Annotated in this window: 21 protein-coding genes; 10 read left to right on the top strand and 11 right to left on the bottom strand. The window is 72.6% G+C overall.

From position 1 onward, the window contains the following. Window positions 1–34: 34 nt before the first annotated feature. The 4 genes from H291_RS0107560 (at window position 35) to H291_RS0107545 (ending at window position 4,895) form a co-directional block, all read left to right on the top strand. Window positions 35–841, top strand: coding sequence for an alpha/beta fold hydrolase (locus tag H291_RS0107560; protein WP_198012425.1), 807 nt, complete (start codon window positions 35–37; stop codon window positions 839–841). Continuing rightward, complete coding sequence (ilvD, locus tag H291_RS0107555) at window positions 831–2,540, top strand: dihydroxy-acid dehydratase (RefSeq protein WP_020014375.1); 1,710 nt, start codon at window positions 831–833, stop codon at window positions 2,538–2,540. Before H291_RS0107560 ends, ilvD begins: the two co-directional genes overlap by 11 nt. Before the next feature lie 193 nt (window positions 2,541–2,733). Next, on the top strand, window positions 2,734–3,870 hold the full coding sequence (locus H291_RS0107550) for an MFS transporter (RefSeq protein WP_232216004.1): 1,137 nt from the start codon (window positions 2,734–2,736) through the stop codon (window positions 3,868–3,870). A gap of 62 nt (window positions 3,871–3,932) precedes the next feature. Beyond that, complete coding sequence (locus tag H291_RS0107545; protein ID WP_020014373.1) at window positions 3,933–4,895, top strand: hypothetical protein; 963 nt, start codon at window positions 3,933–3,935, stop codon at window positions 4,893–4,895. An 8-nt stretch (window positions 4,896–4,903) separates the two neighbouring features. Here H291_RS0107545 and H291_RS29060 read toward each other — a convergent pair whose 3' ends face one another. The 7 genes from H291_RS29060 to H291_RS0107510 form a co-directional block, all read right to left on the bottom strand. Then, the gene (locus H291_RS29060; RefSeq protein ID WP_020014372.1) at window positions 4,904–5,317 is read right to left on the bottom strand and encodes a MerR family transcriptional regulator; all 414 of its coding nucleotides are present in this window, start codon (window positions 5,315–5,317) and stop codon (window positions 4,904–4,906) included. A 340-nt stretch (window positions 5,318–5,657) separates the two neighbouring features. Continuing rightward, window positions 5,658–6,191 (bottom strand): AAA family ATPase, encoded by a 534-nt coding sequence (locus H291_RS0107535; protein WP_020014371.1) that lies wholly within the window; start codon window positions 6,189–6,191, stop codon window positions 5,658–5,660. Between the two features lie 7 nt (window positions 6,192–6,198). Further along, complete coding sequence (locus H291_RS0107530) at window positions 6,199–6,855, bottom strand: LysE family translocator (protein WP_020014370.1); 657 nt, start codon at window positions 6,853–6,855, stop codon at window positions 6,199–6,201. 9 nt (window positions 6,856–6,864) lie between these two features. Continuing rightward, window positions 6,865–8,409 (bottom strand): peptide MFS transporter, encoded by a 1,545-nt coding sequence (locus tag H291_RS0107525; protein WP_020014369.1) that lies wholly within the window; start codon window positions 8,407–8,409, stop codon window positions 6,865–6,867. A 94-nt stretch (window positions 8,410–8,503) separates the two neighbouring features. Continuing rightward, window positions 8,504–9,190 carry a cytochrome b gene (locus H291_RS0107520; RefSeq protein WP_020014368.1) on the bottom strand — a complete coding sequence of 229 codons (687 nt, stop codon included), beginning with the start codon at window positions 9,188–9,190 and terminating at the stop codon, window positions 8,504–8,506. Between the two features lie 9 nt (window positions 9,191–9,199). Continuing rightward, the gene (locus tag H291_RS29055; protein ID WP_020014367.1) at window positions 9,200–10,189 is read right to left on the bottom strand and encodes a GlxA family transcriptional regulator; all 990 of its coding nucleotides are present in this window, start codon (window positions 10,187–10,189) and stop codon (window positions 9,200–9,202) included. 72 nt (window positions 10,190–10,261) lie between these two features. Then, window positions 10,262–10,900, bottom strand: a complete 639-nt coding sequence (locus H291_RS0107510; protein ID WP_020014366.1) for an HD domain-containing protein — start codon at window positions 10,898–10,900, stop codon at window positions 10,262–10,264. 173 nt (window positions 10,901–11,073) lie between these two features. Here H291_RS0107510 and H291_RS0107505 point away from each other — a divergent pair, with 173 nt between their 5' ends. Both H291_RS0107505 and H291_RS0107500 read left to right on the top strand, forming a co-directional pair. Further along, window positions 11,074–11,697 (top strand): TetR/AcrR family transcriptional regulator, encoded by a 624-nt coding sequence (locus tag H291_RS0107505; protein ID WP_020014365.1) that lies wholly within the window; start codon window positions 11,074–11,076, stop codon window positions 11,695–11,697. A 16-nt stretch (window positions 11,698–11,713) separates the two neighbouring features. After that, complete coding sequence (locus H291_RS0107500; RefSeq protein WP_020014364.1) at window positions 11,714–12,901, top strand: glycosyltransferase; 1,188 nt, start codon at window positions 11,714–11,716, stop codon at window positions 12,899–12,901. Window positions 12,902–13,002: 101 nt separating this feature from the next. On the opposite strand, the gene H291_RS0107495 is transcribed toward H291_RS0107500, so the two are convergent. Further along, on the bottom strand, window positions 13,003–14,085 hold the full coding sequence (locus tag H291_RS0107495; protein WP_020014363.1) for a LacI family DNA-binding transcriptional regulator: 1,083 nt from the start codon (window positions 14,083–14,085) through the stop codon (window positions 13,003–13,005). A 363-nt stretch (window positions 14,086–14,448) separates the two neighbouring features. Here H291_RS0107495 and H291_RS0107490 point away from each other — a divergent pair, with 363 nt between their 5' ends. From H291_RS0107490 to H291_RS0107480, 3 genes are read left to right on the top strand one after another with little or no spacing between them, the layout of a single operon-like run. Next, window positions 14,449–15,477, top strand: coding sequence for an ABC transporter permease (locus H291_RS0107490; protein ID WP_198012424.1), 1,029 nt, complete (start codon window positions 14,449–14,451; stop codon window positions 15,475–15,477). Continuing rightward, the gene (locus tag H291_RS0107485) at window positions 15,474–16,445 is read left to right on the top strand and encodes a carbohydrate ABC transporter permease (protein WP_084467810.1); all 972 of its coding nucleotides are present in this window, start codon (window positions 15,474–15,476) and stop codon (window positions 16,443–16,445) included. The genes H291_RS0107490 and H291_RS0107485 overlap by 4 nt, the downstream gene beginning before the upstream one ends. Before the next feature lie 46 nt (window positions 16,446–16,491). Beyond that, a complete protein-coding gene (locus tag H291_RS0107480) occupies window positions 16,492–18,123 on the top strand; it encodes a hypothetical protein (RefSeq protein ID WP_020014360.1) in 1,632 nt (543 codons plus the stop codon). Between the two features lie 119 nt (window positions 18,124–18,242). Here H291_RS0107480 and H291_RS0107475 read toward each other — a convergent pair whose 3' ends face one another. After that, a complete protein-coding gene (locus H291_RS0107475; RefSeq protein WP_020014359.1) occupies window positions 18,243–19,727 on the bottom strand; it encodes a family 43 glycosylhydrolase in 1,485 nt (494 codons plus the stop codon). 376 nt (window positions 19,728–20,103) lie between these two features. Then, the gene (locus H291_RS34850; protein WP_332256631.1) at window positions 20,104–20,532 is read right to left on the bottom strand and encodes a winged helix-turn-helix transcriptional regulator; all 429 of its coding nucleotides are present in this window, start codon (window positions 20,530–20,532) and stop codon (window positions 20,104–20,106) included. 85 nt (window positions 20,533–20,617) lie between these two features. Between H291_RS34850 and H291_RS0107465 the strand changes: the two genes are divergently transcribed. Beyond that, on the top strand, window positions 20,618–21,406 hold the full coding sequence (locus tag H291_RS0107465; RefSeq protein ID WP_020014357.1) for an SDR family NAD(P)-dependent oxidoreductase: 789 nt from the start codon (window positions 20,618–20,620) through the stop codon (window positions 21,404–21,406). Between the two features lie 218 nt (window positions 21,407–21,624). On the opposite strand, the gene H291_RS0107460 is transcribed toward H291_RS0107465, so the two are convergent. Next, complete coding sequence (locus H291_RS0107460) at window positions 21,625–23,325, bottom strand: HNH endonuclease signature motif containing protein (protein ID WP_157236767.1); 1,701 nt, start codon at window positions 23,323–23,325, stop codon at window positions 21,625–21,627. Window positions 23,326–23,666: the final 341 nt, after the last annotated feature.

Here is a 23,666-nt window from a genome sequence, read left to right as displayed (position 1 = left end):
GGGCCCCGCTGCGCGGCCCCGGTACGCTCGCCGCGTGACGGCACTGTGGTGGACGGAGTCCGGACCGAGCGATGCCCCCGTGGTGCTGCTGCTGCACGGCGGCGGAACGGGCGCCTGGATGTGGCGCGACCAGGTGCCCGCCCTGCGCGAGCGGTACCGCGTGATCACGCCGGACCTGCCCGGCCACGACCACAGCGCCGGGGTGCCGTTCGGCTCCCCGGGCGAGATCGTCGCGGACCTCGCGGGCCTGCTCCGCGAGGTCGCGCCGGTTCCCGCTGGGACAGCCGGCGTCCCCGGAACCACCGTGGTCGGCTTCTCGTTCGGCGCCCAGCTCGCCCTCTCGCTCGCCGCCGCGCACCCCGACCTGGTCGCGCGCGCCGTCGTCGTCAGTGCGTTGACCGAACCGATGCCGTTGCCCTTCCTGAGCGCAGGACTGGTCCGCGCGGCGGCTCCGCTCGGCGGGCAGCGCTGGTTCGCGCGCCTCCAGGCGAAGGCCCTGTACGTCGACGACGCGATGTTCGACGACTACCTCCGCACCGCCCGGTCGCTCTCGGCGGCGGACCTGGTCGCGATGACGTCGGCCAACGCGGCATTCCGCATCCCCGAGACGTGGGCGCGGTTTCCCGGCGAGGCGCTGCTGCTGGCCGGCGCCGCCGAACCGCGCGCCCTCGTGCGCGGGATGCGCGAGCTGCACCGCCGGCTGCCGTCGTCGGAGCTCGAGGTGGTCCCGGGCGCCGGGCACGGGCTGCCGCTCCAGCACGCGGCCTGGTTCACGCGGCGGCTCTCGGACTGGCTCGCGCGAGGCCGGTCCCCGCGAGGCACAATGCAGGATGACCACTGACGAGAACCCCCCGGTCGACGTCAAGCCCCGCTCCCGTCAGGTGACGGACGGCCTCGAGGCCACCGCGTCGCGCGGCATGCTCCGCGCCGTCGGGCTGGGCGACGACGACTTCGCCAAGCCGCAGATCGGCGTCGCGAGCTCCTGGAACGAGATCACGCCCTGCAACCTGTCGCTGGACCGCCTGGCCAAGGCCTCCAAGGAGGGGGTGCACGCCGCGGGCGGCTACCCGCTGGAGTTCGGCACCATCTCCGTCTCGGACGGGATCTCCATGGGCCACGAGGGCATGCACTTCTCGCTCGTGTCCCGCGAGGTCATCGCCGACTCCGTGGAGACCGTGATGCAGGCCGAGCGGCTCGACGGCTCGGTGCTCCTGGCCGGCTGCGACAAGTCGCTGCCCGGCATGCTGATGGCGGCCGCCCGCCTGGACCTGTCCAGCGTGTTCCTCTACGCCGGCTCGATCATGCCCGGCTGGGTCAAGCTGACCGACGGCACCGAGAAGCAGGTCACGATCATCGACGCCTTCGAGGCGGTCGGCGCGTGCTCCCGCGGGCTGATGAGCCAGGAGGACGTCGACCGCATCGAGCGCGCGATCTGCCCCGGCGAGGGCGCGTGCGGCGGCATGTACACGGCCAACACGATGGCGTCGGCCGCCGAGGCGCTCGGCATGTCGCTGCCCGGTTCGGCAGCCCCGCCCGCGGCAGACCGCCGTCGTGACACGTGGGCGCACCGGTCCGGCGAGGCCGTGGTGAACCTGCTGCGCAAGGGCATCACGGCGCGCGACATCCTGACCAAGGAGGCGTTCGAGAACGCGATCGCCGTCGTCATGGCGTTCGGCGGGTCCACCAACGCGGTGCTGCACCTGCTCGCCATCGCGCACGAGGCCGAGGTGGAGCTCACCCTCGACGACTTCTCCCGCGTGGCCGACCGCGTGCCGCACCTGGGCGACCTCAAGCCGTTCGGGCAGTACGTGATGAACGACGTCGACCGCATCGGCGGCGTGCCCGTGGTGATGAAGGCGCTGCTCGACGCCGGGCTGCTGCACGGCGACGCCCTGACCGTCACCGGCCGCACCATGGCCGAGAACCTCGCCGACATCGCGCCGCCCGACCCGGACGGCAAGATCCTGCGCGCCATGGACAACCCGATCCACCGCACCGGCGGCATCACGATCCTGAACGGGTCGCTGGCGCCGGGTGGCGCCGTCGTGAAGTCGGCCGGCTTCGACTCCGACGTCTTCGAGGGCACTGCCCGCGTGTTCGAGCGCGAGCGTGGTGCGCTCGACGCCCTGGAGGACGGCACGATCCAGGCCGGCGACGTCGTCGTCATCCGCTACGAGGGGCCCAAGGGCGGGCCGGGCATGCGCGAGATGCTCGCCATCACCGGCGCCATCAAGGGCGCGGGCCTCGGCAAGGACGTGCTGCTCATCACCGACGGCCGGTTCTCCGGCGGCACCACCGGCCTGTGCGTGGGGCACATCGCGCCCGAGGCCGTCGACGCCGGACCCATCGCCTTCGTGCGCGACGGCGACCGCATCCGCCTCGACGTCGCGAACAAGACGCTCGACCTGCTGGTCGACCCGGCCGAGCTCGAGTCGCGGACGACGGGCTGGGCGCCCCTGCCGCACTCCTACCAGCGGGGCGTGCTGGCCAAGTACACGAAGCTGGTGCAGTCGGCGTCGAAGGGCGCTGTGCTGGAGTGACCGTGCTGGGGTAGACAAGCCCACACTGCGGACCAGGTCGTTGCCGAAGGTAACTATCTGGCACGATGGCGATGTGACGAGCGGCGGCGGTTCAGGCGGTCCCGGTTCAGGCAGTCCCGGTTCGGATGGTTCCGGGGACGACCGGGACTTCCGCTTTCGTGACATCGCCGTCGTCGCCTACCTGCCCTCCGTCGTGAGCTCGATCGGCCACGGCGCGGTGATGCCCGTCCTGGCGATCCACGCCGGCAACCTGGGCGCGGCCACGGCGATGGCGGCGTTCGTCGTCGCCCTGCTGGGGATCGGGCAGCTCGCCAACTCGCTGCCCTCGGGCGCGCTCGTGGCGCGGCTCGGCGAGCGCCGCACCCTGGTGATCGCCGGCCTGGTCGACGCCGTGGCGATGATCGTCGCGTTCCTGGTGCCCTCGGTCTGGCTGCTGTGCGTCTGCGTGTTCGTGAGCGGTATGAGCTGGACGGCGTTCCTGCTGGCACGGCAAGGGTTCCTGATCGACGCGGTGCCGCTCAGCCACCGGGCGCGCGGGATGGCGCTGCTGGGCGGGTCGATGCGCCTGGGCATCCTGATCGGCCCGCTGCTGGGCGCGCTGCTGATCCACCTGTTCGGGGTGCGCTCGGTCTTCCTGCTCGCGGCCTGCGCGTCGGTCGCCTCGGCGCTGATCGTGCTCCGCATGCCCGACTTCGGCCGGGTGCGCCGGGGCACGGTGCCGCTCCCCGTGCGCTCGGTGCTGTGGGAGCACCGCCGCACCCTGCTCACCCTCGGTGTGGCCGTGATCATCATCGGCGCGTCGCGGTCCGTGCGCACCGGCCTGCTGCCCCTGTGGGCCGACCACGTGCACATCTCCGCCGCGGTGGTCTCGCTGCTGTTCGCGGTCGCGGCCACCATCGACATCCTGCTCACCCTGCCCGGCGGCTGGCTGCTGGACACCAAGGGCCGGCGGGTGGTGGCCGTCCCGGTGGTCGTGGCCGTCGGCGTCGGCTGCCTGCTGCTCCCCCTGGCCGACTCCGCGCTCACCGTCGGCGCGGTGATGGCGCTCATCGCGCTGGGCAACGGGCTCGGGTCGGGCATCGTGATGACGCTCGGCGCCGACGTCGCGCCCGAGGAGGGCCGCGCCCAGTTCCTCGGCGGCTGGCGGCTCTGCGGCGACATCGGCAACACCGGCGGGCCGCTGCTCGTCTCGGCAGTCGCGGCGATCGCGCCGCTGGCCGCCGCGCCCGTGCTCATCGGCGTGCTGGCCCTGCTCGGCGCGATCTGGGTGGGCCACTGGACCGGCCGCGCCGACAAGGACCGGCGCGCCGGGGGCGGCGCGCCCGCGTAGCCCGGTCTCGCTCCCAGGACGAATACCGGGCGGAACGACGGCGCCCGTGCCACGGTGAGACCGTGACAGCGCCGCCGGAACCCCTCGACGCAGCCGTCGACGCCGCCGTCGATGCCCTCTACACCCAGCCGCTCGACGGTTTCGTCGCCGCCCGCGACGCCGCCGCCCGCCTGGCCGCCGACGCCGGTGACGCCGTCGGCGCGCAGCGGATCAAGCGCCTGCCCAAGCCGTCGGTCGCGGCCTGGGTGATCAACCACGTGGTCCGCGAGCGGCCCGACGACGTCGCGGCGCTGACCGCCGTCGGCGACGAGCTGCGGGCCGCGACGCAGGACCGGGACCGCGCCCGCATCCGGGCGCTGGACCACCTGCGCAAGGAACGCACCGAGGCCCTGGTCGGCGCGGTGCGGCAGGCCGGAGAGGTCGACGGGCGGCCGGTGTCGGCCGCCGTCCTGGACCGCCTCACCGAGACGCTGACCGCCGCGGTCATGGACGCCGACGCCGGCGCGGCCGTGCGGGCCGGCCGCCTGGCCCGCGGGCTGCAGCACGCCGGGTTCGGCATCGTGGACGAGCTCGGCGAGGAGGCTGACCTCGTGGCGCTGCGGCCCGCGGCGACGTCGGAAGCGCCGGCGAAGCCGGCGAAGGAACAGCCGGAGCAAGAACAGCCGGAACAGGAACAGCCGCCCGGGCAGGAACAGCCGGAGGACACCGCCGACGCCGCCGAACGGGCCGTCGAGGAGACCTCCGCGCAGGTGGACCGCCTGGAGGAGCGCCGCGACGACGTCGCCGACCGCCTCCGCACGGCCGAGGCCGCCGCAGACGACGCGCAGGACGAGGCGGCCCGCCTGGACGACGAGATCACACGGCTGACCGAGGAGCGCGACGCGGCGCACCGTACGCTCGACGAGGCCCGGACCGCCGCGGACGCGGCCCGCGCGGACCTCGCCGCCGTCGAGCAGGAGCTGGGCGACGCCGAGGACCGCGCCGCCCAGGCCCGCCGTCGTCGTCGGGCGGCACGCGGGAAGTGAGTGCGCGGCTAGCCGCCCGGCCCTGCCATCGGGGGCGCGGGGATCATCGGAGGTGCGGGGACGGGGCGAGACGACGCACCGGAGCACCCCGGCAGGTCCTGCATGGCGCCGTGCTGCCGCAGCACCGCGATCACCGCGCGGCGGCTGGTGAGCCGCCGGATCCCGGCGGCCGCCTCCTCGTCGAGCCGGTCGAGCAGGTCCGCGGCGGCGTCGGGATCGTCGAGCACCTCCGGGAGCTCCGCGAGGGGCACACCGAGCTCGGTCAGCCGGATGATCCGCAGCAGCCGCGCGAGGTGCCGCACGTCGTACTCGCGGTAGTCGTTCGGCGAACGGCCGGGCTCCTCGATGAGCCCGATCTGGTGGTAGTGCCGCAGGGTACGGATCGTGACGCCGGCGAGTGCCGCCAGCTCGCTGGTACGCATCGCCCACTCCTCGTGTCGAGGTCCGGTCGCATAGGCAGTGCCCCCCGACCGACCGTACTGCGGGGCAGGCCGGGCTCAAGCGCGACGCGACGACGGGATGCGCACCGGACTCGCTGGTTCACCCAGCACCGGCCTCGTCTGCCCCTCCGCAGGGGGCCCCACACTGCGGAGGGGTTTGCACGGCAGCCTTCGTCCCAGACACGAGTGCTACCAATTGCAACGTATCAGCCCGAAATTAACCCCGAGCGCTGGAATGCGACGAACGTCCGCAATGCGCCAGGTGAAATGACCATTCGGATTACGCCCGTTTCTACCCGTGGATTTCGCATCGCGAACCCCCTCACCCGGCCGCGGCCGCAACACGGCCGGCGGGCAGCGCCGTGACCAGGCGTTCTACCGTCTCCTCCGCGGACGAGCCCTGCCCGACGACGATCTCGTGCTCCACGCCCAGCCGGTCGTCGAGGGTGAACCAGCCGGCCATCTGCTCGGGCGTGAAATCGGCGGACTGCGGCCGGGTGGCGTGCCGCCGCACCGTCTCGTCAAAGGGCACGTCGAGGTACGCGCACACCGTCGTTCCGGCGTGGTCGGCGACCAGGCCGGTGAGCATCGGGCCGTAGTGGTCCATGGCGAGGATGCCCTCCAGCACCACGGAGTAGCCGGTGTCGAGCGCGTGCCGCACCACGGTGTCGATCATCGCGATGTTGGCCCCGCCAGGCACGTCCTTCTCCCACATCAGCACGCGGCGCAGGTAGTCCTGCTGCACGAGCGCCGTCCCGCGGCCCATCCGACGGCGCAGCGCCGCCGCGACCGTGGACTTGCCCGCCCCGGAGGGACCGCGCACGACGACGAGGCAGGTCTGCCGGCTCCCGGTCACGGCCGGATCAAGCCTTGCTGCCGCTGAGCGCGAGCGTGCCACCGAGCCCGATCATCATGCCGCCGCCGGTGGCGCGGACCGCGGCGAGCCGGCGCGGCGACGACGCGAACCACGAGCGGGCGGCGCCGGCCAGCAGCGCCCAGATGCTGTCGAAGACCAGCGCGACCAGCGTGAAGACCAGGCCGAGCACCATCATCTGCAGCGGCACCTGCCCGGCACGCACGTCCACGAACTGGGGCAGCGCCGCGACGAAGAACACGATCGTCTTCGGGTTGGTCACGCCCACCACGAAGCCCTGGCGCAGGATCGCCCAGTGCGACGACGTCCGGCGCCCGGCAAGCGCTGCCGGCCCGGCCCCGGCCGGCTCGGCGCCGTCACGACGGTGCCGGATCGCCTGGACGCCCAGGTAGACCAGGTAGGCGGCGCCGAGCAGCTTGATGACCGTGAACACCACGATCGACTCGGCCACGACCGTGCCGACGCCGAGCGCGACGGCGGCGACCAGCGGCAGCGCGCCGAGCTCGTTGCCGAGCACGCTCAGCAGCCCGCCGGGGCGGCCGAGCGAGAGCGAGCGCCCGACGACGAACAGGACGCTCGGCCCGGGAATCACGATGAGGATCACGGACGCCACCACGAAGGCGACGAGGGTCTCGAAGGCCGGCATGGGGTCACTCTATTCCCCGCTCGTGTGCACCCCTTCGAGCTGGTCGGCCCGGCGCACGTGCCGGGTGACCCACGGTCCGAGCAGCGCGAGCACCGCCGCGAAACCGAGCGCGACCAGGCCGATGCCGCCGAAGTAGGCGGTGTCGGACGCCCCCTCGGTGGCCTGCACGAGCTGCGCCGTGATGGCCTGCCCGGCGGCGGGCGCGAGGAACCACAGCGCCATCGCCTGCCCCTGGTAGGCACGCGGCGCGAGCAGCGTGGTCGCGGCCAGGCCCACCGGCGAGAGGCACAGCTCGCCGAGCGTCTGGATCACGTACACGACCGCCAGCACCCAGCCGGGCGTCAGGTTGTCGCCCGCCATGGCGGACGCCGCCGCCAGCACCAGGAACGAGAGGGCCGCGAGCGCCAGGCCGATCGCGAACTTGTACGGCGTCGGCGGGCGGTCCTTGGTGCGGACCCAGAGCCAGGCGAACACCGGGGCCAGGATGATGATCGAGGCGGGGTTGATCGACTGGAAGAACTCGGGGCTCACGGTGAACCCGAGCACCTCGCGCGAGGTGCGGTCGGCCGCGAAGGTGGCGAGCGTGGTCGCGGCCTGCTCGAAGATCATGAAGAAGAGCATCGCGGCCACGAACAGCGGGATGTACGCGACCAGGCGGGGTCGTTCGGCGTCGGTCACGCGCGGCGAGCGGTACATGGTGATGAAGAACGCGATCGGGGCGAGGAACGCGATGTAGCTGAGGGCGTCGATCAGGGCGTGCACGCCCCAGCCGCCGGCCACGAGCACGGCGATGAGGTACACCACGACGACGGCGCCGAAGATGATCGCGAACATGCGCACCAGCGCCGGCCGCTCGCCCGGCTGCACGGGGTTGGGCACGATGTCGCCCGCGCCCTGCAGGTTCTTGCGGCCCAGCACGAAGAACACGAGCGCGATGCCCATGCCGATCGCGGCCACGGAGAACGCGGCGTGGTAGCCCCAGACGGCGCGCACCGCGCCGACGATGATCGGCGAGAAGAACGAGCCGATGTTGATCCCCATGTAGAAGATCGAGAACGCCGACTCGCGCCGTGGGTCCTGCCGGTTGTACAGCGCGCCCACCATGGACGACACGTTCGGCTTGAGCAGGCCGGTGCCGAGGGCGACGAGCACGATGCCGAAGTAGGAGAACCCGGCGGCGGGGATCGAGAGGCACACGTGCCCGGCGGCGATGATGATGCCGCCGTAGAGCGTGGAGCGCCGGGCGCCGATCATCCGGTCGGCGAGCCAGCCGCCCACCACGGACAGCAGGTAGACGCCGGTGCCGTAGATCGAGACGACGGCCTCGCCGAGCGTCTGGTCCAGGCCGAGGCCGCCGTTGGCGATCGTGTCGGTCAGGTAGTAGACCAGGATCGCGCGCATGCCGTAGTAGCTGAACCGCTCCCACAGCTCCGTCGTGAACAGCGTCATCAGGCCCAGGGGATGCCCGAAGAACCGGCGGTCGCCCGCCAGCGCGGCGGGCGGTGTCTGGTCCGGTCCGGTTCCTGACGGCGGTGTCGCCGAGCCTGTGCTCATCACCCGATCGTCGGTGCGTTACGGGCGGGGCGCACGTCGGGCGGGAAAGTCTGCGCGGGCTCCGCGGTGGGAGCGCCGGCAGACCACCGGCCCGCTAGCGCGGCCGGCTCCAGAGCATCCGCCCGACGACCCGCCGGCGGACCACCACGCCGACGTGCGCGGCCAGCGCCGCGAAGAAGCACAGGTGCGCCGCGATGTGCAGCGGCAGGAGGTCGGTGCTGCCCACGACCAGCGCGATGCCGGTCGCGGGGACCACGAAGAGCATCGCGAGCAGGATCCGCTCGGCCCAGTGCATGATCCTGCGGTCCGTGCCGGTGAGCCGCGGGTCCCAGGGCGGCAGCGTCGTCGTCCGGCGCCACACGAGCCGCAGCACGCCGACGGCGATGATCCCGAGGCCCAGCAGCACGTGCCAGCCGGGGAGCGCGAGCCCGCCACCGCCCAGCCCGCCATCCGCGCCACCGCCCGACCAGAGGTCCGACCAGGCGGAAGCCACGGCCTCGTCGGCGTCCTGCTCCCGCAGGTCCTGCGCCCGCTCGCAGCTCTCCTCGAGCTGGTCGAGCCGCTCCTCCTCGGCGTCGGTGGTGTCGCCGCCGCTGCGGTCCTCCCCCGGCGGGTCGCAGTCGACGGCGGAGGCGCTGTCGCCTCCATCTACCCGTCCGTCGCCCCCGTCGTCGTCCATCGCGTAGCCGACGGCGAACTGGGTCACCAGCAGCGCGACCGTCACCCAGTGCAGGACCTTCGTCACGATGCCGTAGCCGTGCTCGCCGTTGCGCCACCTCATGCGGCTACCTCAGCTCACGCCGGTGACGCTGTCCAGTCCTCGGTCCCCGGTCGCGGAGAAACGTGCGCGGTACTGGCTGGGCGAGGCACCCAGGCGGGCCACGAAGCGGCGGCGCATCGTCTCGGGGCTCCCGAATCCGGCGGCGCCGGCCGCCGCGGTGACGGGGTGACCCGCGTCGAGCAGGGCGCGGGCGCGGTCCAGTCGTACGTCCTCGACGAACCGCGCCGGCGAGGTGCCGAGCTCGGCGGCGAACAGGCGCGCAAGATGTCGGGGCGAGACACCGGCGACGGAGGCGAGGGACGTCGCCGTGTGGTCGAGCGCCGGCTGCGCCGCCACCAGGTCGACCACCTCCCGCAGCACGGAGGAACGGGGCGCGCGCAGCTCGAGCGGGGCGGAGAACTGCGACTGGCCCCCGGGCCGGCGCATGAACATCACCAGGTTGCGCGCCACGTCCCGCGCGAGCTCGGGGCCGTGGTCCTGCTCGACGAGCGCGAGTGCCAGGTCCATGCCGGCCGAGACCCCCGCGGAGGTGAACACCCCGCGGTCCTCGACGAACAGGGCGTCGAGCTGCACGGAGACGTCCGGGTAGGCCCGCGCGAGCAGCGGGCCGTGCCGCCAGTGGGTCGTGGCACGGCGCCCGTCGAGGACACCGGCCGCGGCCAGGACGAACGACCCGGTGCAGATCGACACCAGCCGCCGCGTCCGGGGCCGCATCGCGCGGACGGCATCGACCAGCTCTCGCGGGACCGGCCGGCGGACGAGGTCGTCACCGCCCGCGACGACGACCGTGTCCACCTCCCCCAGTCCGGCCACCGCCGTGTCGACGGGCAGGCGGGCACCGATCGACGTGCGCACGAACTCGCCCGTCGCCGAGGCATAGCTGAGCCGGTACGCCGCCCCGAAGGTGTTGGCCTCGGCGAGGACCTCGGCCGGACCGGTGACGTCGAGCATCTTGACGCCGTCGAACACGACGAACACGATGCTCCGCTCTATCGCCATGCGGCCCACTCCCTCCCCCGCCGCGGGCCGGACGGCGCCGCCGTCACACTCAAGCACGTCGACGGGCGGTGATCACTCGGGCCAGTCGTTGTCCTGGATGATCCGGACGAAGTCCTGCCGCCGGAACGACGGGTCGAAGTGCGCCAGCACGTCGTCGTTCATGGTGCCGAACGTCGTGTCGGGCCGGCCGGCCATGCCCTCGTAGAAGGCCCGCAGGATGCGGTTCTTGAAGTCCGGCCGCGGGTGGGCGGCGACCGTCTCGTCGCGCTGCCAGGGCGCGATCTCGCCGAGGTCGAGGCCGAGCACGTCGGTCTCCACGCCCAGGGTCACGACGGCGACCTCGGGCGCGAGCAGGTGCGGCACCTCCGGCGTCGTGTGCAGGGCGACCGCGAGCCAGACGGCCCGCGCCTCGTCCGCCGAGCGACCGTGGTCGCGCAGGAACGCCGACGCCGCCTCGGCGCCGTCGATCTCGAACCGGCGGTCCTGGGTGCCGTACGCCGCCGTCAGGCCGAGGTCGTGGAACATCGCCCCGACATAGGCGAGCTCGGGATCGACGGCCAGGCCGCGGGCGGCCGCCTTGAGCATCCCCCACACGAAGACCCGGCTGGAGTGGTGGAACACGAGGTCGTCGGCGGCGTCCCGCACCAGGGCGGTCGCGTCCCGGACGAGGTCGGTGTCCGGGACGGTGATCCCGGCGATGGTCTCCGGCACGGGGGGCTCCTCTGTCGATGCTTGTGTCGATGCTTGTGCTCGGTGCACCTGTCCACAGTCCCCGACGGAGCACTGCCCGCACCCCGTCCGGCCGGACGGGTACCCCACAGATCCGGACACGGCCGGGCCGTCGGCGCGAGCCGGCCCGACCCGCGCTCCCTAGGCTGGGCCGCATGACGACTCGCCCCTACCGGTCGGCCCTGCGCGAGCAGGCGGCGGCCTCCACGCGCGCCGCGATCCTGGACGCGGCCGAGGAGCTCTTCGCGCAGGACGGCTACGCCCGCGTGACGATCGGCCGCATCGCGCAGGCCGCCGGCGTGGCCCCGAACACCGTGTACGTGGCGTTCGGCAACAAGGTCGGCCTCGTGCGCGGGCTCACGGAGCGGGCCTCGGGCGAGGACAGCATCCAGGAGACCCTCGCGGCCATCGAGGCGTCGGACGACGCCGGCGCGATCGTCGACCTGACGGTGCGCAGCACCGGCGACATCGTCCACGGGCACCGGCGGCTCATGACCGTGCTGATCGCCAACGCGGCGGCGGACCCCGAGATCGGCGCGACCTTCGAGGGGACCGAGCGGCTGCTCCGCGAGCGGTTCGGCCTCATCACGGGGCGGCTCGCGACGCTGGGCGCGCTGCGCCCGGACCTGACCGTCGACCGGGCGACCGACCTGCTGGCCTACTACCTGAGCCCCGAGTCCTGGCTGCGGCTGGGCGCCCTCGGCTGGGACCCGGACGCCAGCCGGGCATGGCTGCGGGGGCAGCTCGGGCTCGCTTTGCTCGGACGATATTCAGAGTAGTCCTACACTAATCAATGTGCGCATACTCTTCTCAAGCACCCCTGCCCACGGGCACCTGCTGCCCCTGCTCCCCCTCGCCCGCGCGTTCCGCGACCGCGGCGACCAGGTCGCCGTCCTGACCGCGGGGGCCTTCGCCCCGCTGCTCGACGCCGAGGGCATCGAGCTGGCCGCCGCCGGGCCCACCGCCGACGTCCTGTTCGCGGAGTCCGGCCGCCGGACCGGCGTCGACGCCGCCGCGGACCCCCGCCCGGAGGCCGTCGCGGACTTCTTCGCCGGCACCCGCGTGGACCTCACCGCCGACGACGCCGTGGCCGCCGCCCGGGCGTTCGCCCCCGACCTGATCGTGGCCGAGGCCCTGGACTTCGTCGGCCCGCTCGTGGCCGCCGCACTGGGTGTCCCCTACGCGACGATGGCGTTCGGACCGGCGATCCCCGCCGAGTTCACCGACGGCATGCACGCCCTGGTGGCGAGCCGCTACGCCGACCGCGGCCTCGCCGTCGTCCCGGCCCGGTGGCACCTCGACCCGTGCCCCGACCTGCTCCAGCCGCCGGGCTGGCAGTCGCCCGCCAACCGCGTCCCGGTCCGGCCGGAACCCCACCGGGGTCCGGGAAGCGCGCCGGGCACTGTGGTGGGTACCGAGGCGGGCACCGGGACCGAGGCGGGAACCGGGACGCGCAGCGAGCGCCCCCGGGTGCTCGTCACGTTCGGCACGCACTTCTCGGACCCGGCGACCCTGACCCCGATCCTCGCCGAGCTGCGCACCGTCGGCGTGGACCTCGTCGTCACGCTCGGCCTCACGGCGACCGCCGCGGACTACGAGCTGCCCGGCAGCGCTGGAACGGACGTGGCCGGAGACGTCACGTTCGCGCCCTTCACCCCCCTCGCGGACCTGCTGCAGGACGTCGACCTCGTCGTCACCCACGGCGGCGCCGGTACGACCCTGGGAGTCCTGTCGCGCGGCCTCCCGCTCGTCGTCGTCCCGCAGGGCGCCGACCAGTTCCTCCAGGCGGCCGTGGTCAGCGCGACCGGCACGGGCATCGCGGTGCAGCCGGGCCCGGACGTCCCGGAGTCGGTGGCCAAGGCGGTCGTGACCCTCCGCACCGACCCGAGCTACGCCGAGGCCGCGGGCAAGGTGGCTGCCCAGGTCGCGACCATCCCGACGCCGTCCGAGGTGGCGACCCACCTGGCCGAGCTTCTCTCCTGATCCAGCCCTGGCCTGACCCGGCTCTGTCCTGATCCAGCCCTGGCCTGACCAAGCTCCGTCCTGATCCAGCGCTCGACCCAGCACGCTCGTCGAGCGCTGGGTCAGGACGGCGCCGGTCCCGTCGAGCCCCGCCAGATGATGGTGTTCAGCGGCCCGTCCGACGCCGCCTCGGCCCCGCGGGCGGTCTCCGCGCCCGGCTGGAGCGTCGCGACCAGCCGCGCCATCGCCGCCCGGCCGAGCTTGCGGTGGTCGACCCGGACCGTGGTCAGCGTGGGCTCGAGGTACGCCCCGAGCTGGTTGTTGTCCCAGCCGGTCACGCTGAGGTCGCCCGGGATGGTCCAGCCGCGTTCGCGGGCGCCGAGCACCACGCCGGCCGCGCCGACGTCGCTCGCGGCGACGACGGCGGTCGGGTGACCCTCCTCCGGCAGGGAGAGCACGGCCGCGCGTGCGCCCTCGGCCGACCAGTCGCTCTCCAGCACCAGCGCGGGACCCAGCCCGAGCCGTTCGACCGTGGCGACGAAGACGTCGCGGCGTCCGCGCGCGGAGGCGTAGTCGAGCGCGCCGGTCACGTGCGCGAACCGGCGATGGCCCAGCTCGGCCAGGCGCACCACGAGGTCCTCGACCGGTGAGCCGTCTGCGAGCTCGCCCACGCCGCGGAACTTGTCGTCGTAGTCCGCGGACACGACGATCGCGGCCCGCTCGGGGAACCGCCCGCCGGAGCCAGGGGGCAGCGGCGCGAGCGCGAGCACGCCCTCGACCTGCCCGGAGTCGGCGAGCTCGAGGACCCGCTCGAACCGGTCGGCCGGCGATCCCTCCACGCTGAACGCCTCGACGGTGTACCCGTGCTCGTGGGCCACCTCCATCACGCCGCTCAGGATCTGCGGCGGACCGTACGTGGCGACCGCCGGCAGCAGCACCGCGACCCGGCCGCTGCGCCGGGTGCGCATGGACCGCGCGGTCAGGTTGGGCCGGTAGTCGAGCTCCTCGACGGCCTGCCGTACCCGCGCCACCGTTTCGGGCCGCATCTTCGCGTCGTTGCGCAGGTAGCGCGAGACGGTCTGGTGGGAGACGCCGGCGGCCTTGGCGACCTCCCAGATCGTCGCGCGGCGTCGCCCCGTCGAGCTGCTGGTCGAGCCGTCCGCCGGGCTGTCCGTCGAGCTGCGCGTCGAGCTGTCGTTCACCATGCCCCATCCTCGCTGATCATCAGGGCCCTCCGGACACCGCCCGGTGAGAGACCCTTGCGAAGTGATCGATCACCTCCTAGCCTAACCCGCGAACGGTGATCGATCACTCTGCAACGGAGCAGCCGTGGAACAACGATGTACCAGGCCCCCTGCCGTAGTCCACGGCACGGGACCTGCAGCACGCGACAACCAGCAGCGCGTGACGACCAGCACCACCCGGACCCCGTCCGGCAGGTCGTCCGCGCCCGGGGCACGCCCCGGGCCGCCTGCCCGATCACCGAGGAGCATCACGATGCCCGAGCCCTTGCCGAAGGCTCTGCCGGAGAGCGCACGCACAGTGCCCAGCGCGCCAGGGACCGCAGCATGACCGCGGTCGAAGAACCCCGCACAGGACGCGCGGGCACACTGCGCCCGAAGTCAGGTGGCCGAGGCTCCGGCAGCCGGACGCCGTCCGGCACCGGCCCCCAGCCCGTCCGTCGCCGGCAGTCGTGGTGGCAGCGGCTGGTGCGCGACCGCGCCGTCCTGCTCCTGGCGCTGCCCGGCATGGCGGTCATCATCGTCTTCCAGTACCTGGCGCTCGGCGGCAACGTCATCGCGTTCCAGGACTACCAGCCGTACCTCGGCATCGGGCGCAGCCTGTGGGTCGGGTTCGAGAACTTCCAGATCCTGTTCTCGGGCGACCCGGAGTTCCTGAGCGCGCTGCGCAACACGCTGGTCATCACCCTGCTGCAGACGGTGTTCGTCTTCCCGGCGCCGATCATCCTGGCGCTGCTGCTGCACAGCCTGGTGTCCAACCGGGTGCGGCAGATCGTGCAGTCGGTGCTCTACCTGCCGCACTTCCTGTCCTGGGTGATCGTCGTCGCCGTCTTCCAGCAGGTGCTCGGCGGGGCCGGGCTGCTCAACAACTTCCTGCGGTCGCACGGGTGGGAACCCATCGACATCATCGGCAACTCCGACGCGTTCTACGCGCTGATCACGTCCCAGGTGATCTGGAAGGACACCGGGTGGGCCACCATCCTGTTCCTCGCGGTGCTCGCCGGCATCGACAAGTCGCTGTACGAGGCCTCGGCCGTCGACGGCGCCTCCCGCTGGCGCCAGACCTGGCACATCACGCTGCCGGGCATGCGGCCGATCATCATCATGCTGCTCATCCTCAAGCTCGGTGACTCCCTGAGCGTCGGCTTCGAGCAGCTCATCCTCCAGCAGCAGGCGGTGGGCCTCGGCGTGTCCGACGTGCTGGACACCTACGTCTACAACCAGGGCGTCCTGGGCGGGTTCTGGGGCGTCGCGGCCGCCGTCGGACTCGTCAAGGGCCTGATCGGGCTGGCCCTGGTCCTCGTCGCCAACAAGACCGCCCACGCCTTCGGCGAGGAAGGGGTGTACCGAGCATGAGCGCGACCACCACCGCGAGGACCTCCACTGCGAGAAGGCCCCGCACGACGGGGCCGGACGGCGGCAAGCGCCCCCGCACCCGCCCCGTGATCGACGGCGTGGCCATGCCCGGCCCGTTCGAGCGCACGGTCAAGGGCGTGGTGCTGACCATCGCCTGCGCCCTGGTGATCCTGCCGTTCGTCGGCATCATCTCCACCAGCCTGGCCACGCCCGAGCAGGTCACGGAGGCAGGCGGCTTCGTGCTGCTGCCCACGGGGATCGACCTGAGCGCCTACCAGATGATCTTCGCCGGCGGCGTGGTCACGCAGGCGCTCTGGATCAGCATCCTGGTCACCGCGATCGGCACCACGCTGAGCCTGGCCCTGACCACCACGCTCGGCTGGGCGCTGAGCCGCAAGGGCGCGTTCGGCGTGCGGGCGATGCTGCTCGTGGTGCTGATCAGCCTGCTCTTCAACCCCGGGATCATCCCCAGCTACCTCGTGGTCCAGCGGCTCGGCCTGCTGGACACGCTGTGGGCGCTGATCATCCCGACGTCGGTCTCCGCGTTCAACGTGGTGGTCGTGCGGGCGTTCTTCGTGCAGCTCCCGAACGAGGTCATCGACGCCGCCCGGATCGACGGCGCCACCGAATGGCAGCTCTTCTGGCGCATCGGCCTGCCGCTGTCCAAGCCCGTGCTCGCCGTCGTCGGCCTGTTCTACGGCGTCGGCTACTGGAACGCGTTCTTCAACGCGCTGCTCTACATGTCGGACGCGAGCAAGTGGCCCCTGCAGCTCGTGCTGCGCACCTACGTGGTGGACGGCGCCCAGCTCGGCTCGCAGGACCTCGGCATCGACGCCGCCGCCCTGCCGCCCCAGACGTCCCTGCAGATGGCGATCCTCGTGGTCTCCATCGTGCCGGTGCTGCTGGTCTACCCGTTCCTGCAGCGCCACTTCGCCAAGGGCATGCTCACCGGCGCCGTCAAGGGCTGACCCCGTCTTCTGTCCCGCTTTTTACCCCGCTCGATGAGGAGTAGTCATGAACCGTTTGCTCACGGAGACCACCATCAGCCGCCGGAGCCTGCTGATGGGCGGCATGGGCCTCGGCGCCTTCGCCGTGCTCGGCCTCGCCGGCTGCAGCAACGAGGGCCGCGGCGGCGGTGCCCTGACCGGCAACGCCACCGTCGCCCTACCCACGTACGTCCCGTACGACGGCGTGCCGATGGACATCAAGGGCACCGACGGCGTGCCCGACACGATGCTCAAGTACCCCGCCAACCCCAAGAAGGTGACCAGCGGCCAGCCCGGCGACGGCGAGGACGTCGGCATCTTCGGGATGACCAACACGCCGGTGCCGCCGGGAGCCGACAAGAACGCCTACTGGCAGGAGCTGCACGAGCGGCTCGGGTTCGCCCTGACGATCGCGCTCACGCCGGCAGGCGACTTCTCCGACCGGTTCCAGACGACGGTGGCCGGTGACCGGCTGCCGGACATCTTCGAGATGTTCCCCGGCGACGTCCCCGGCCTGCCCAGCCTGCTGGAGGAGCGCGCCACCGACCTGACCGAGTACCTCTCGGGCGACGCCGTGAAGAAGTACCCGTTCCTGGCGAACATCCCGACCGAGAGCTGGCAGTCCTGCGTCTTCAATGGCAAGATCTTCGCCGTGCCGGTCCCCCGCGGCCCGGCGCAGAGCGGTGTGTTCTACGCGCGCCAGGACTGGTTCGAGGCCGAGGGCATCGACCCGAACGTGACCTCCGCCGAGGAGTTCTACGACCTGTGCAAGGAGCTCTCGGGCGGCAACACCTGGGCGCTCGGGCGCGTGCCGCTGGGGCACATCCGGCAGATGTTCGAGATCCCGAACGGCTGGTCCGAGGACGGCGGCAAGCTCACCAGCGCGAACCTGCACGAGCGCCAGCAGGAGGCCCTGGAGCTCGGGCGGCGCCTCGTCGCCGACGGCTTCGTGCACCCGGACGGCGTCCCCGCCACCCAGCCACAGCGCAAGACCTGGCTCGTGAACGGCACCATCCGGATGCTCGACGACACGTTCAGCGCCTGGCCCGACTTCTCGAACTACCCGATCGACGAGAACTTCCGGCTCGCCGTCGCGGCGCCCCCGCTCGCCGAGGGCGGCGGCACCGCGGGCATCCACCTTGGTGCGCCCGTGCAGAACATCACGTCGATCAGCAAGAAGTCCGCGGGCCGCGTCGAGGCGCTGCTCGACGTGATCAACTACCTCGCCGCCCCGTTCGGCTCCGAGGAGCACCTGTTCCGGACCTACGGCGTCGAGGGCGTGCACCACGAGCTCGACGGGACCGACCCGGTGCTCACCGACAAGGGCCGCACCGAGATCCAGCTCGGGCTCAAGTACGTGGTCGAGGGCCCCTGGGTCAACTTCCAGGCCGGCGACCCCGACGTCGCGCAGGCCGAGCACGACGCGCAGGCCGCCGTCGTGCCGACCGCCGTGGCCAACCCGGTGCAGGGCCTGTTCAGCGAAACGGCCAGCCGCAAGGGCGGCCAGATCGGCGAGAAGCTCGCCTCCGTGGAGTCGGACATCCTGGCCGGTCGCAAGCCGGTCACCGCCTGGGCCGACGGCGCCAAGGCGTGGGCCAAGGGCGGCGGCGACAAGATCCGCGACGAGTACCAGACGGCACTGGCGGAGCGCCAGGGCTGAGCTGACCCGGGGCCGTCGAACGTAGGTTTCGGCGGCGCATGGACGCTCATGCGCCGACGAAACCTACGTTCGACCGCACTCGGCCGCACTCGGCCACGGTGGGCCGGGCTGGGCCGGGCTCAGTCGTGGGTCGGGCGGGGGTTGCGGCGGGCCGCGTAGAGGCGGTTGCCCTCCGGGCCGGTCCACTCCAGGCGGACGACGCCGGCCACCGCCGCGTCGCCCACGCGCGCCGGGTCGGCCCAGTAGCCGGCCGCCGGGTTGCGGAAGAACGTCGCCCACGGCCGACCGTGGTGGTCGAGGAAGAAGTTGTTGTGCCCCGCGCCCACCCCCGCGGTCCAGCGCTCGGAGTACGGCCCCTCGAACCGGTCGGCGACGGCGACGACGGCGTCGTACTGGTACTGCACCCGCCCGGCGCCCGGGTTGTCGTAGGCGTTGCGCGTGGTCCCGTCCGGGTTGGTCGACGTGCGGTCCCAGGCCGCGTGCACCAGGAAGTACTTGCCGCCGTGCTTGAACACGTAGGCGCCCTCCAGGTACGGCTCGGGCGTGTACGGCGTCTGCCGGAACAGCGGCAGGTTCGTGGTGGGGACGATGTCCTCCATGTCGTCCTGGAACGGCGCGTAGAGGTGGTTGTGCAGCACCAGCCAGGCCTCGTCGTCCTCGGTGTAGATGCTGCCGTCGATGTGGTGGTAGGCGCCCGGGGCGATGAACGCCGGGCCGCCGATGAAGGGGTCGCCGAACGGCTTGTCCACGTTGCCCTCGGCCAGCCGGTACGGGCCCTCGGGGCCGCCCTCGCTGATCAGCAGGAACGAGCCGACCTTGGTCGAGTGGTCGCCCATGCAGGCCACGATGTACCAGGTGCCGCGGAAGTAGTGCACCTCCGGGGCCCAGACGTTGCCGCGCTTGCCGAACTGACCCTGGCCGCCGTCGCGGTCGTCCCAGTACTCCTGCCACGGCGCGACGACGGTGCGGCCGGGGCGGTTCTCCCCCACGAACTCCGGCGACCAGACCTTGCCCTTCTCGGCGCCCTGCGTGCTGCTCTGCCCGCCACCCTGCCCCGAGTCTGGCCGGATAGCCGTCGTGTCGGCCAGCCGCCACGGCCCGCGCAGCGACGGGGCCACCCACAGGAAGATGCCGTCGTTCCACGGCCCGGCCGCCGGAAGCCCCGGGACGCGCGTGGTACCCGTGGCGACGTAGACGGGCTTGCCGTCGACGACGAAGCAGTTCACGTAGGTGTCCCGGATCCAGACCCGGCCGAGCTCCTCGTCCCGCGGGCGCAGCTCCAGCGGCAGGACGAACGAGTTGTCATCGCGCGGCCAGAGGTCCGTGCGGGTGTCCGCGAGTCCGTAGGGCTCGGGGTCGGGCCAGTTGATGGGGTGGCGGCCGTGCGCTGTGCTGCCGGCTGTGCTGTCCGCTGTCGCTTCCGCTGCCTCACCGGCTGTCGCGCCGGCTGGTCCCCCGCCGGAGGCCGCGCCTGCCGCTCGCCCCTGCGCCGCGGCCGACGCGGCAGGCCCGGCGAGCCCCGCCACGAGGGAGCCGGCGACCCCGGCGGCACCCGCCAGGACCGCCCGCCGGTCGACGGGAGATCCGTTCGCTGGACCTGTCATGGGCACGCCCTCCGTTCCGTGCGCGGCGACGTCGCCGCGCGTCCGACGCGACGCTAACCGGCGAAATTCCGCCGCTCAAGACGCGACAGAAAGGTGCGGTCGGGGCCGGTCGGGGCTGGTACTGGGCTCGGCGGGACTGGTCCTGGTCCGGGTCGGCGGGACGCAGGTCCGGGTCGGCGAGACGCAGGTCCGGGTCGGCGAGACTCTGGTCCGGGTCGGCGAGACTCTGGTCCGGGTCGGCGAGACTCTGGTCCGGGTTCTGGTCCTGGTCCTGGTCCTGGGCCTGGGCCTGGTCTGCCTGGCGGCTGGCCGACTGGCCGACTCGCCGACCGGCCGGCCGACCGACCGGCCGACCGGCCGACCGGCCGACCGGCGACTATGCCGCCCGGTCCTTCACGACCCAGTCCGCCAGCGCCGACAGCGGGACCAGCAGCTCGCGGCCGCGCTCGGTGAGGTCGTACTCGACCCCGGGCGGCACGGTGGGAAAGACGGTCCGGGCGACCAGTCCGTCGTCCTCCAGCGCGCGGAGGGTGCGGGTCAGCATCCGCTGGCTGATGCCGTCGACGCGCCGGTGGAGCTCGTTGAACCGGTGCGCGCGCTCGGCGAGCAGCATCAGGACGAGCAGCGTCCACTTGTCGCCGAGCATCCGCACCGCGTGCGTGACAGGGCACGCCTCGTAGTCCGCGGCCGGAACCCGGCCCGGCATCAGCCCGCCGACGGCGGCGGCGACCATGTGCGCGTCCGGGTGAGAAACGTTGGGGCGGCGCGCGTCGGGGTGGGGCACACCGGTGTTCCCATCTGACATGAAAGTGCCTTCTTCCGAGAGGTCCGCGGGGCCATGAGGATCGATGTCGTCACCGTACTGACCCCGAACGACCAAGGAGAGAAGATTGAGCACCTCCCCCACGCTGCTGGTCCTGGGCGCCGGACCCGGGCTCGGCATGTCGGTCGCCCGACGGTTCGGCAAGGAGGGCTACCAGGTCGGCCTGGTCTCCCGCAGTGCAGACCGGCACCCGGGCTACCTCAACGACCTGCGCACGAGCGGCGTCCGCGCCACGGCAGTCGCCGCCGACGTCCGCGCGCCCGGCGAGCTGCGCCGCGCGACCGACGAGATCCGCGCCGAGCTCGGCCCCATCGACGTCGTCTACCACGGACCGGGCGCGGACAACCCGGCGGCCGCCCCGATCGGCATCCTGGAGGCGGGTCCGGACGACGTGCGCGCCGCGGCGGCCCAGGTCGTGGACCCCGCCGTCGAGCTCGCGGGCCTGGTCCTGCCCGACATGCGCGAACGCGGCAGCGGCGCCATCGTCTACGTCTCCGGACTCAGCGCGGTCGTGCCGCTGCCGTTCCTCGGCCCCTTCGCGCCGGCCTCCGCTGCCCTCCGCACCTACGCCCTGACCCTCGCCGAGGCCGCCGCCCCCGACGGCGTCCACGTGGGCTCGCTGGTGATCGGCGGGCTCATCGACCGCGGCGACATCCACCGGTTGCTGACGGCTGGTCATGGGCACGCCGGTGGAGATCGCGCTGTTGATGCTGATGACGACGACAACCTCGTGGGGACGCCTGGCTCCGACCTGCCCCCAGGGGCGGTGCTGGACCCCGACGACCTCGCCGACTCCGTCTGGCGTCTCGCGACCGGCGCGGAGCGCGAGGTGGTGGCGAACGCGATGGGCTTGTAGGTCACGGCCACCAACCGACGGCGGAGGACGAGGAGCACGGTCGCGCCGCGCCATGGGCGCGACCGTGCCATCTGACCGGCTGGCAGCACCCTCAGTTGTCGTGGCAGCGGGTGCGGCCGGTCGGGCCGCGTCCGGTTCGGCCCTGACCGGACCGGTCCGCACCTTTCCAGTGCGGTCCGGTCGGGTCCGGTCAGGTCCGGTCGGTCGGGCCGTGGTGGTCATGCGGCTGCGGCCGGTGGTGTGCCCGTCGGGTTGTCGGGCAGGCCGTAGCCCGGGGCCGGCTCCAGGGGTTCGGGCAGACCGATCCGGCGGCCGCGGGCGTCGGTGAACACCCACCCCGTCTCCAGCAGCACCCCCACCGTCGTGGTCGTGGTGGTGGGTTTGCCGGCCCAGTGCATCGTGATGCCCCGGGAATCGACCAGCTGATGATGAAACCAGCACAACAACGCACTGTTCGACACCGACGTGCCCCCACCATCGCCCCAGTGCGTGACCGCGTGATGCACCTCGCACCGCGACGGCGGCTGATCACACCCCGGGAACACACAATGCCCATCACGAGCGATCACCGCACGACGCATCTGCCCCGACACCGTCCGCTGCGCCCGCCCCACATCCAGGACCGCACCATCGGGACCGAACACGACCCGCGTCACCGCACTGTCACACGCCAACCTGCGCAGCAACCCGCGCGGGATCCGGCCACCGGACTCGGTGAACACCGCACCACCCGAACCCAACAGACCAGGCGCGACAACCGAACCAGCACCAGCACCAGCACCAGCACCAGCACCAGCACCAGCACCAGCACCAGCACCAGCACCAGGGATGCTCGACCCACCGAGCACCCCCGGCCAACCCGTGGTCCCAGTGGAAGGCGCCGTACCTGTCGCGCCCGCAGGCGTCACCGAACCCGGCCTGGAGCCGCCGGCGCTCGACGCACCAGGCCCACCCACCCAGGCACCCTTCCCGGGGCGGCCCGACCGAGTTCTCCTCTCCGGGGTGGCCTGCCCGCAGGTCAGGCACAAACCGTCCCGGGTCCGCGTGACCTGGGTGACCAGCTCCGACCAGGACACCGTCACGTTCAGGTGCGGTGGGATCGCCGCGCCCGGTGAGACCAGGTTCGCGTCCAGGGTCAGGCGCGCCAGGTCCGCCAGGCCCTGCGCCCGACGCTGCCCCGGGGTCCGGTCCTCCCCGGCGGCCGGGGCACCGATCAGTGCCGTGACCGCGGTGGAGAGCAGCAGGCCGTGCTCATCGGTCAGGAAGCCCGCGACGTGGTAACCGCCCAGGGTCTTGGACACGTCCAGGAACTCGCCCCGGGCGGCCTTGTCGTCCTGCACGTCGTCGGTGTCCGGGTCGGTCACGGTCGCGAACCGGCGGGCCACGACCCGGAACTGGTCCGCGTTCAACACACCCGCCTCGCGCAGGACCAGGCCCTCACCGGTGACCAGGGTCCCGTCCGTGATCGCGGTCTCCAGCACGCTCGTGATCGTCTCGCGGGTGCGGGTGCCGTCCGGGTCATCAGCAGGGTCGGGCAGATCCACCGGCACGGTGTGGACGAACTGTTCCGGGGTGGTGGTCTCCCCCGTGCGGGTGTCGACCAGCCACGCCAGGGCGTCCTGACGGGTGGGGCTGGTGGGGGCGACCTCGCTCATCACGCGGGCGTGGTCCACGCCCAGGGTGCCCGCGACCAGACGCTCACGCGTCACGGGCAACGCCTGAGCAAGGCGGCGGGCGGTCGCCACGTCCCTACGGGCCGTGGCCGCGGCGATGCCCTCGCGCAGGCGTAGCCAGGACGTGAAGGTGCGGGACATGCCGCCGGTACGCCAGGAGCCGTCGTCCTCGATCCGGGGCAGCACCGTGAAACGCACACCCTCAAGACGGCCGGTCACCTGACGGACCCTCGTGTGAGCCTGCATCAACCTCGCGACCGACGGGGCACCCCAACCATCCAGGACCTCCGGAGCGACCAGATCAGCCAGCTCCCCGACCGCAGCCTCGATCCGGTCCAACACGGTCTCCAGCGACGCCCCACCAGAACCACCAGCACCACCAGGAGCAGCACCGGCACCGCCTCCGGCGGCACCAGAACCTCCAGCCCTGCCGCCCCCACCAGCCGGGGGCACGCCCTCCGGACCCGCTCCGTTCGTGGACTCCATCGATGCCACCCCCTGCCCTCGTCGTTCGCCTGACACCATTGTCTCGAACATTCATACGTATCGCGAGGGACATTTGAAATCTGTGGATAACCCTTGGCGCG

Source organism: Promicromonospora sukumoe 327MFSha3.1, assembly GCF_000385135.1.
Lineage (GTDB): Bacteria > Actinomycetota > Actinomycetes > Actinomycetales > Cellulomonadaceae > Promicromonospora > Promicromonospora sukumoe_B.
Note: the sequence above shows the minus strand (reverse complement) of the source record. Positions and strands in the feature narration are given on the sequence as shown.

Bases quoted from the DNA above. Each gene is read 5' to 3' on its own strand.
- H291_RS0107475 (WP_020014359.1), bottom strand. From the start codon at position 19,727: ATGACAGGTCCAGCGAACGGATCTCCCGTCGACCGGCGGGCGGTCCTG.
- H291_RS0107505 (WP_020014365.1), top strand. From the start codon at position 11,074: ATGACGACTCGCCCCTACCGGTCGGCCCTGCGCGAGCAGGCGGCGGCC.
- H291_RS29060 (WP_020014372.1), bottom strand. From the start codon at position 5,317: ATGCGTACCAGCGAGCTGGCGGCACTCGCCGGCGTCACGATCCGTACC.
- H291_RS0107495 (WP_020014363.1), bottom strand. From the start codon at position 14,085: ATGGTGAACGACAGCTCGACGCGCAGCTCGACGGACAGCCCGGCGGAC.
- H291_RS29055 (WP_020014367.1), bottom strand. From the start codon at position 10,189: ATGGCGATAGAGCGGAGCATCGTGTTCGTCGTGTTCGACGGCGTCAAG.
- H291_RS0107520 (WP_020014368.1), bottom strand. From the start codon at position 9,190: ATGAGGTGGCGCAACGGCGAGCACGGCTACGGCATCGTGACGAAGGTC.
- H291_RS0107525 (WP_020014369.1), bottom strand. From the start codon at position 8,409: ATGAGCACAGGCTCGGCGACACCGCCGTCAGGAACCGGACCGGACCAG.
- H291_RS0107480 (WP_020014360.1), top strand. From the start codon at position 16,492: ATGAACCGTTTGCTCACGGAGACCACCATCAGCCGCCGGAGCCTGCTG.
- H291_RS34850 (WP_332256631.1), bottom strand. From the start codon at position 20,532: ATGTCAGATGGGAACACCGGTGTGCCCCACCCCGACGCGCGCCGCCCC.
- H291_RS0107485 (WP_084467810.1), top strand. From the start codon at position 15,474: ATGAGCGCGACCACCACCGCGAGGACCTCCACTGCGAGAAGGCCCCGC.
- H291_RS0107530 (WP_020014370.1), bottom strand. From the start codon at position 6,855: ATGCCGGCCTTCGAGACCCTCGTCGCCTTCGTGGTGGCGTCCGTGATC.
- H291_RS0107490 (WP_198012424.1), top strand. From the start codon at position 14,449: ATGACCGCGGTCGAAGAACCCCGCACAGGACGCGCGGGCACACTGCGC.
- H291_RS0107460 (WP_157236767.1), bottom strand. From the start codon at position 23,325: ATGCAGGCTCACACGAGGGTCCGTCAGGTGACCGGCCGTCTTGAGGGT.
- ilvD (WP_020014375.1), top strand. From the start codon at position 831: ATGACCACTGACGAGAACCCCCCGGTCGACGTCAAGCCCCGCTCCCGT.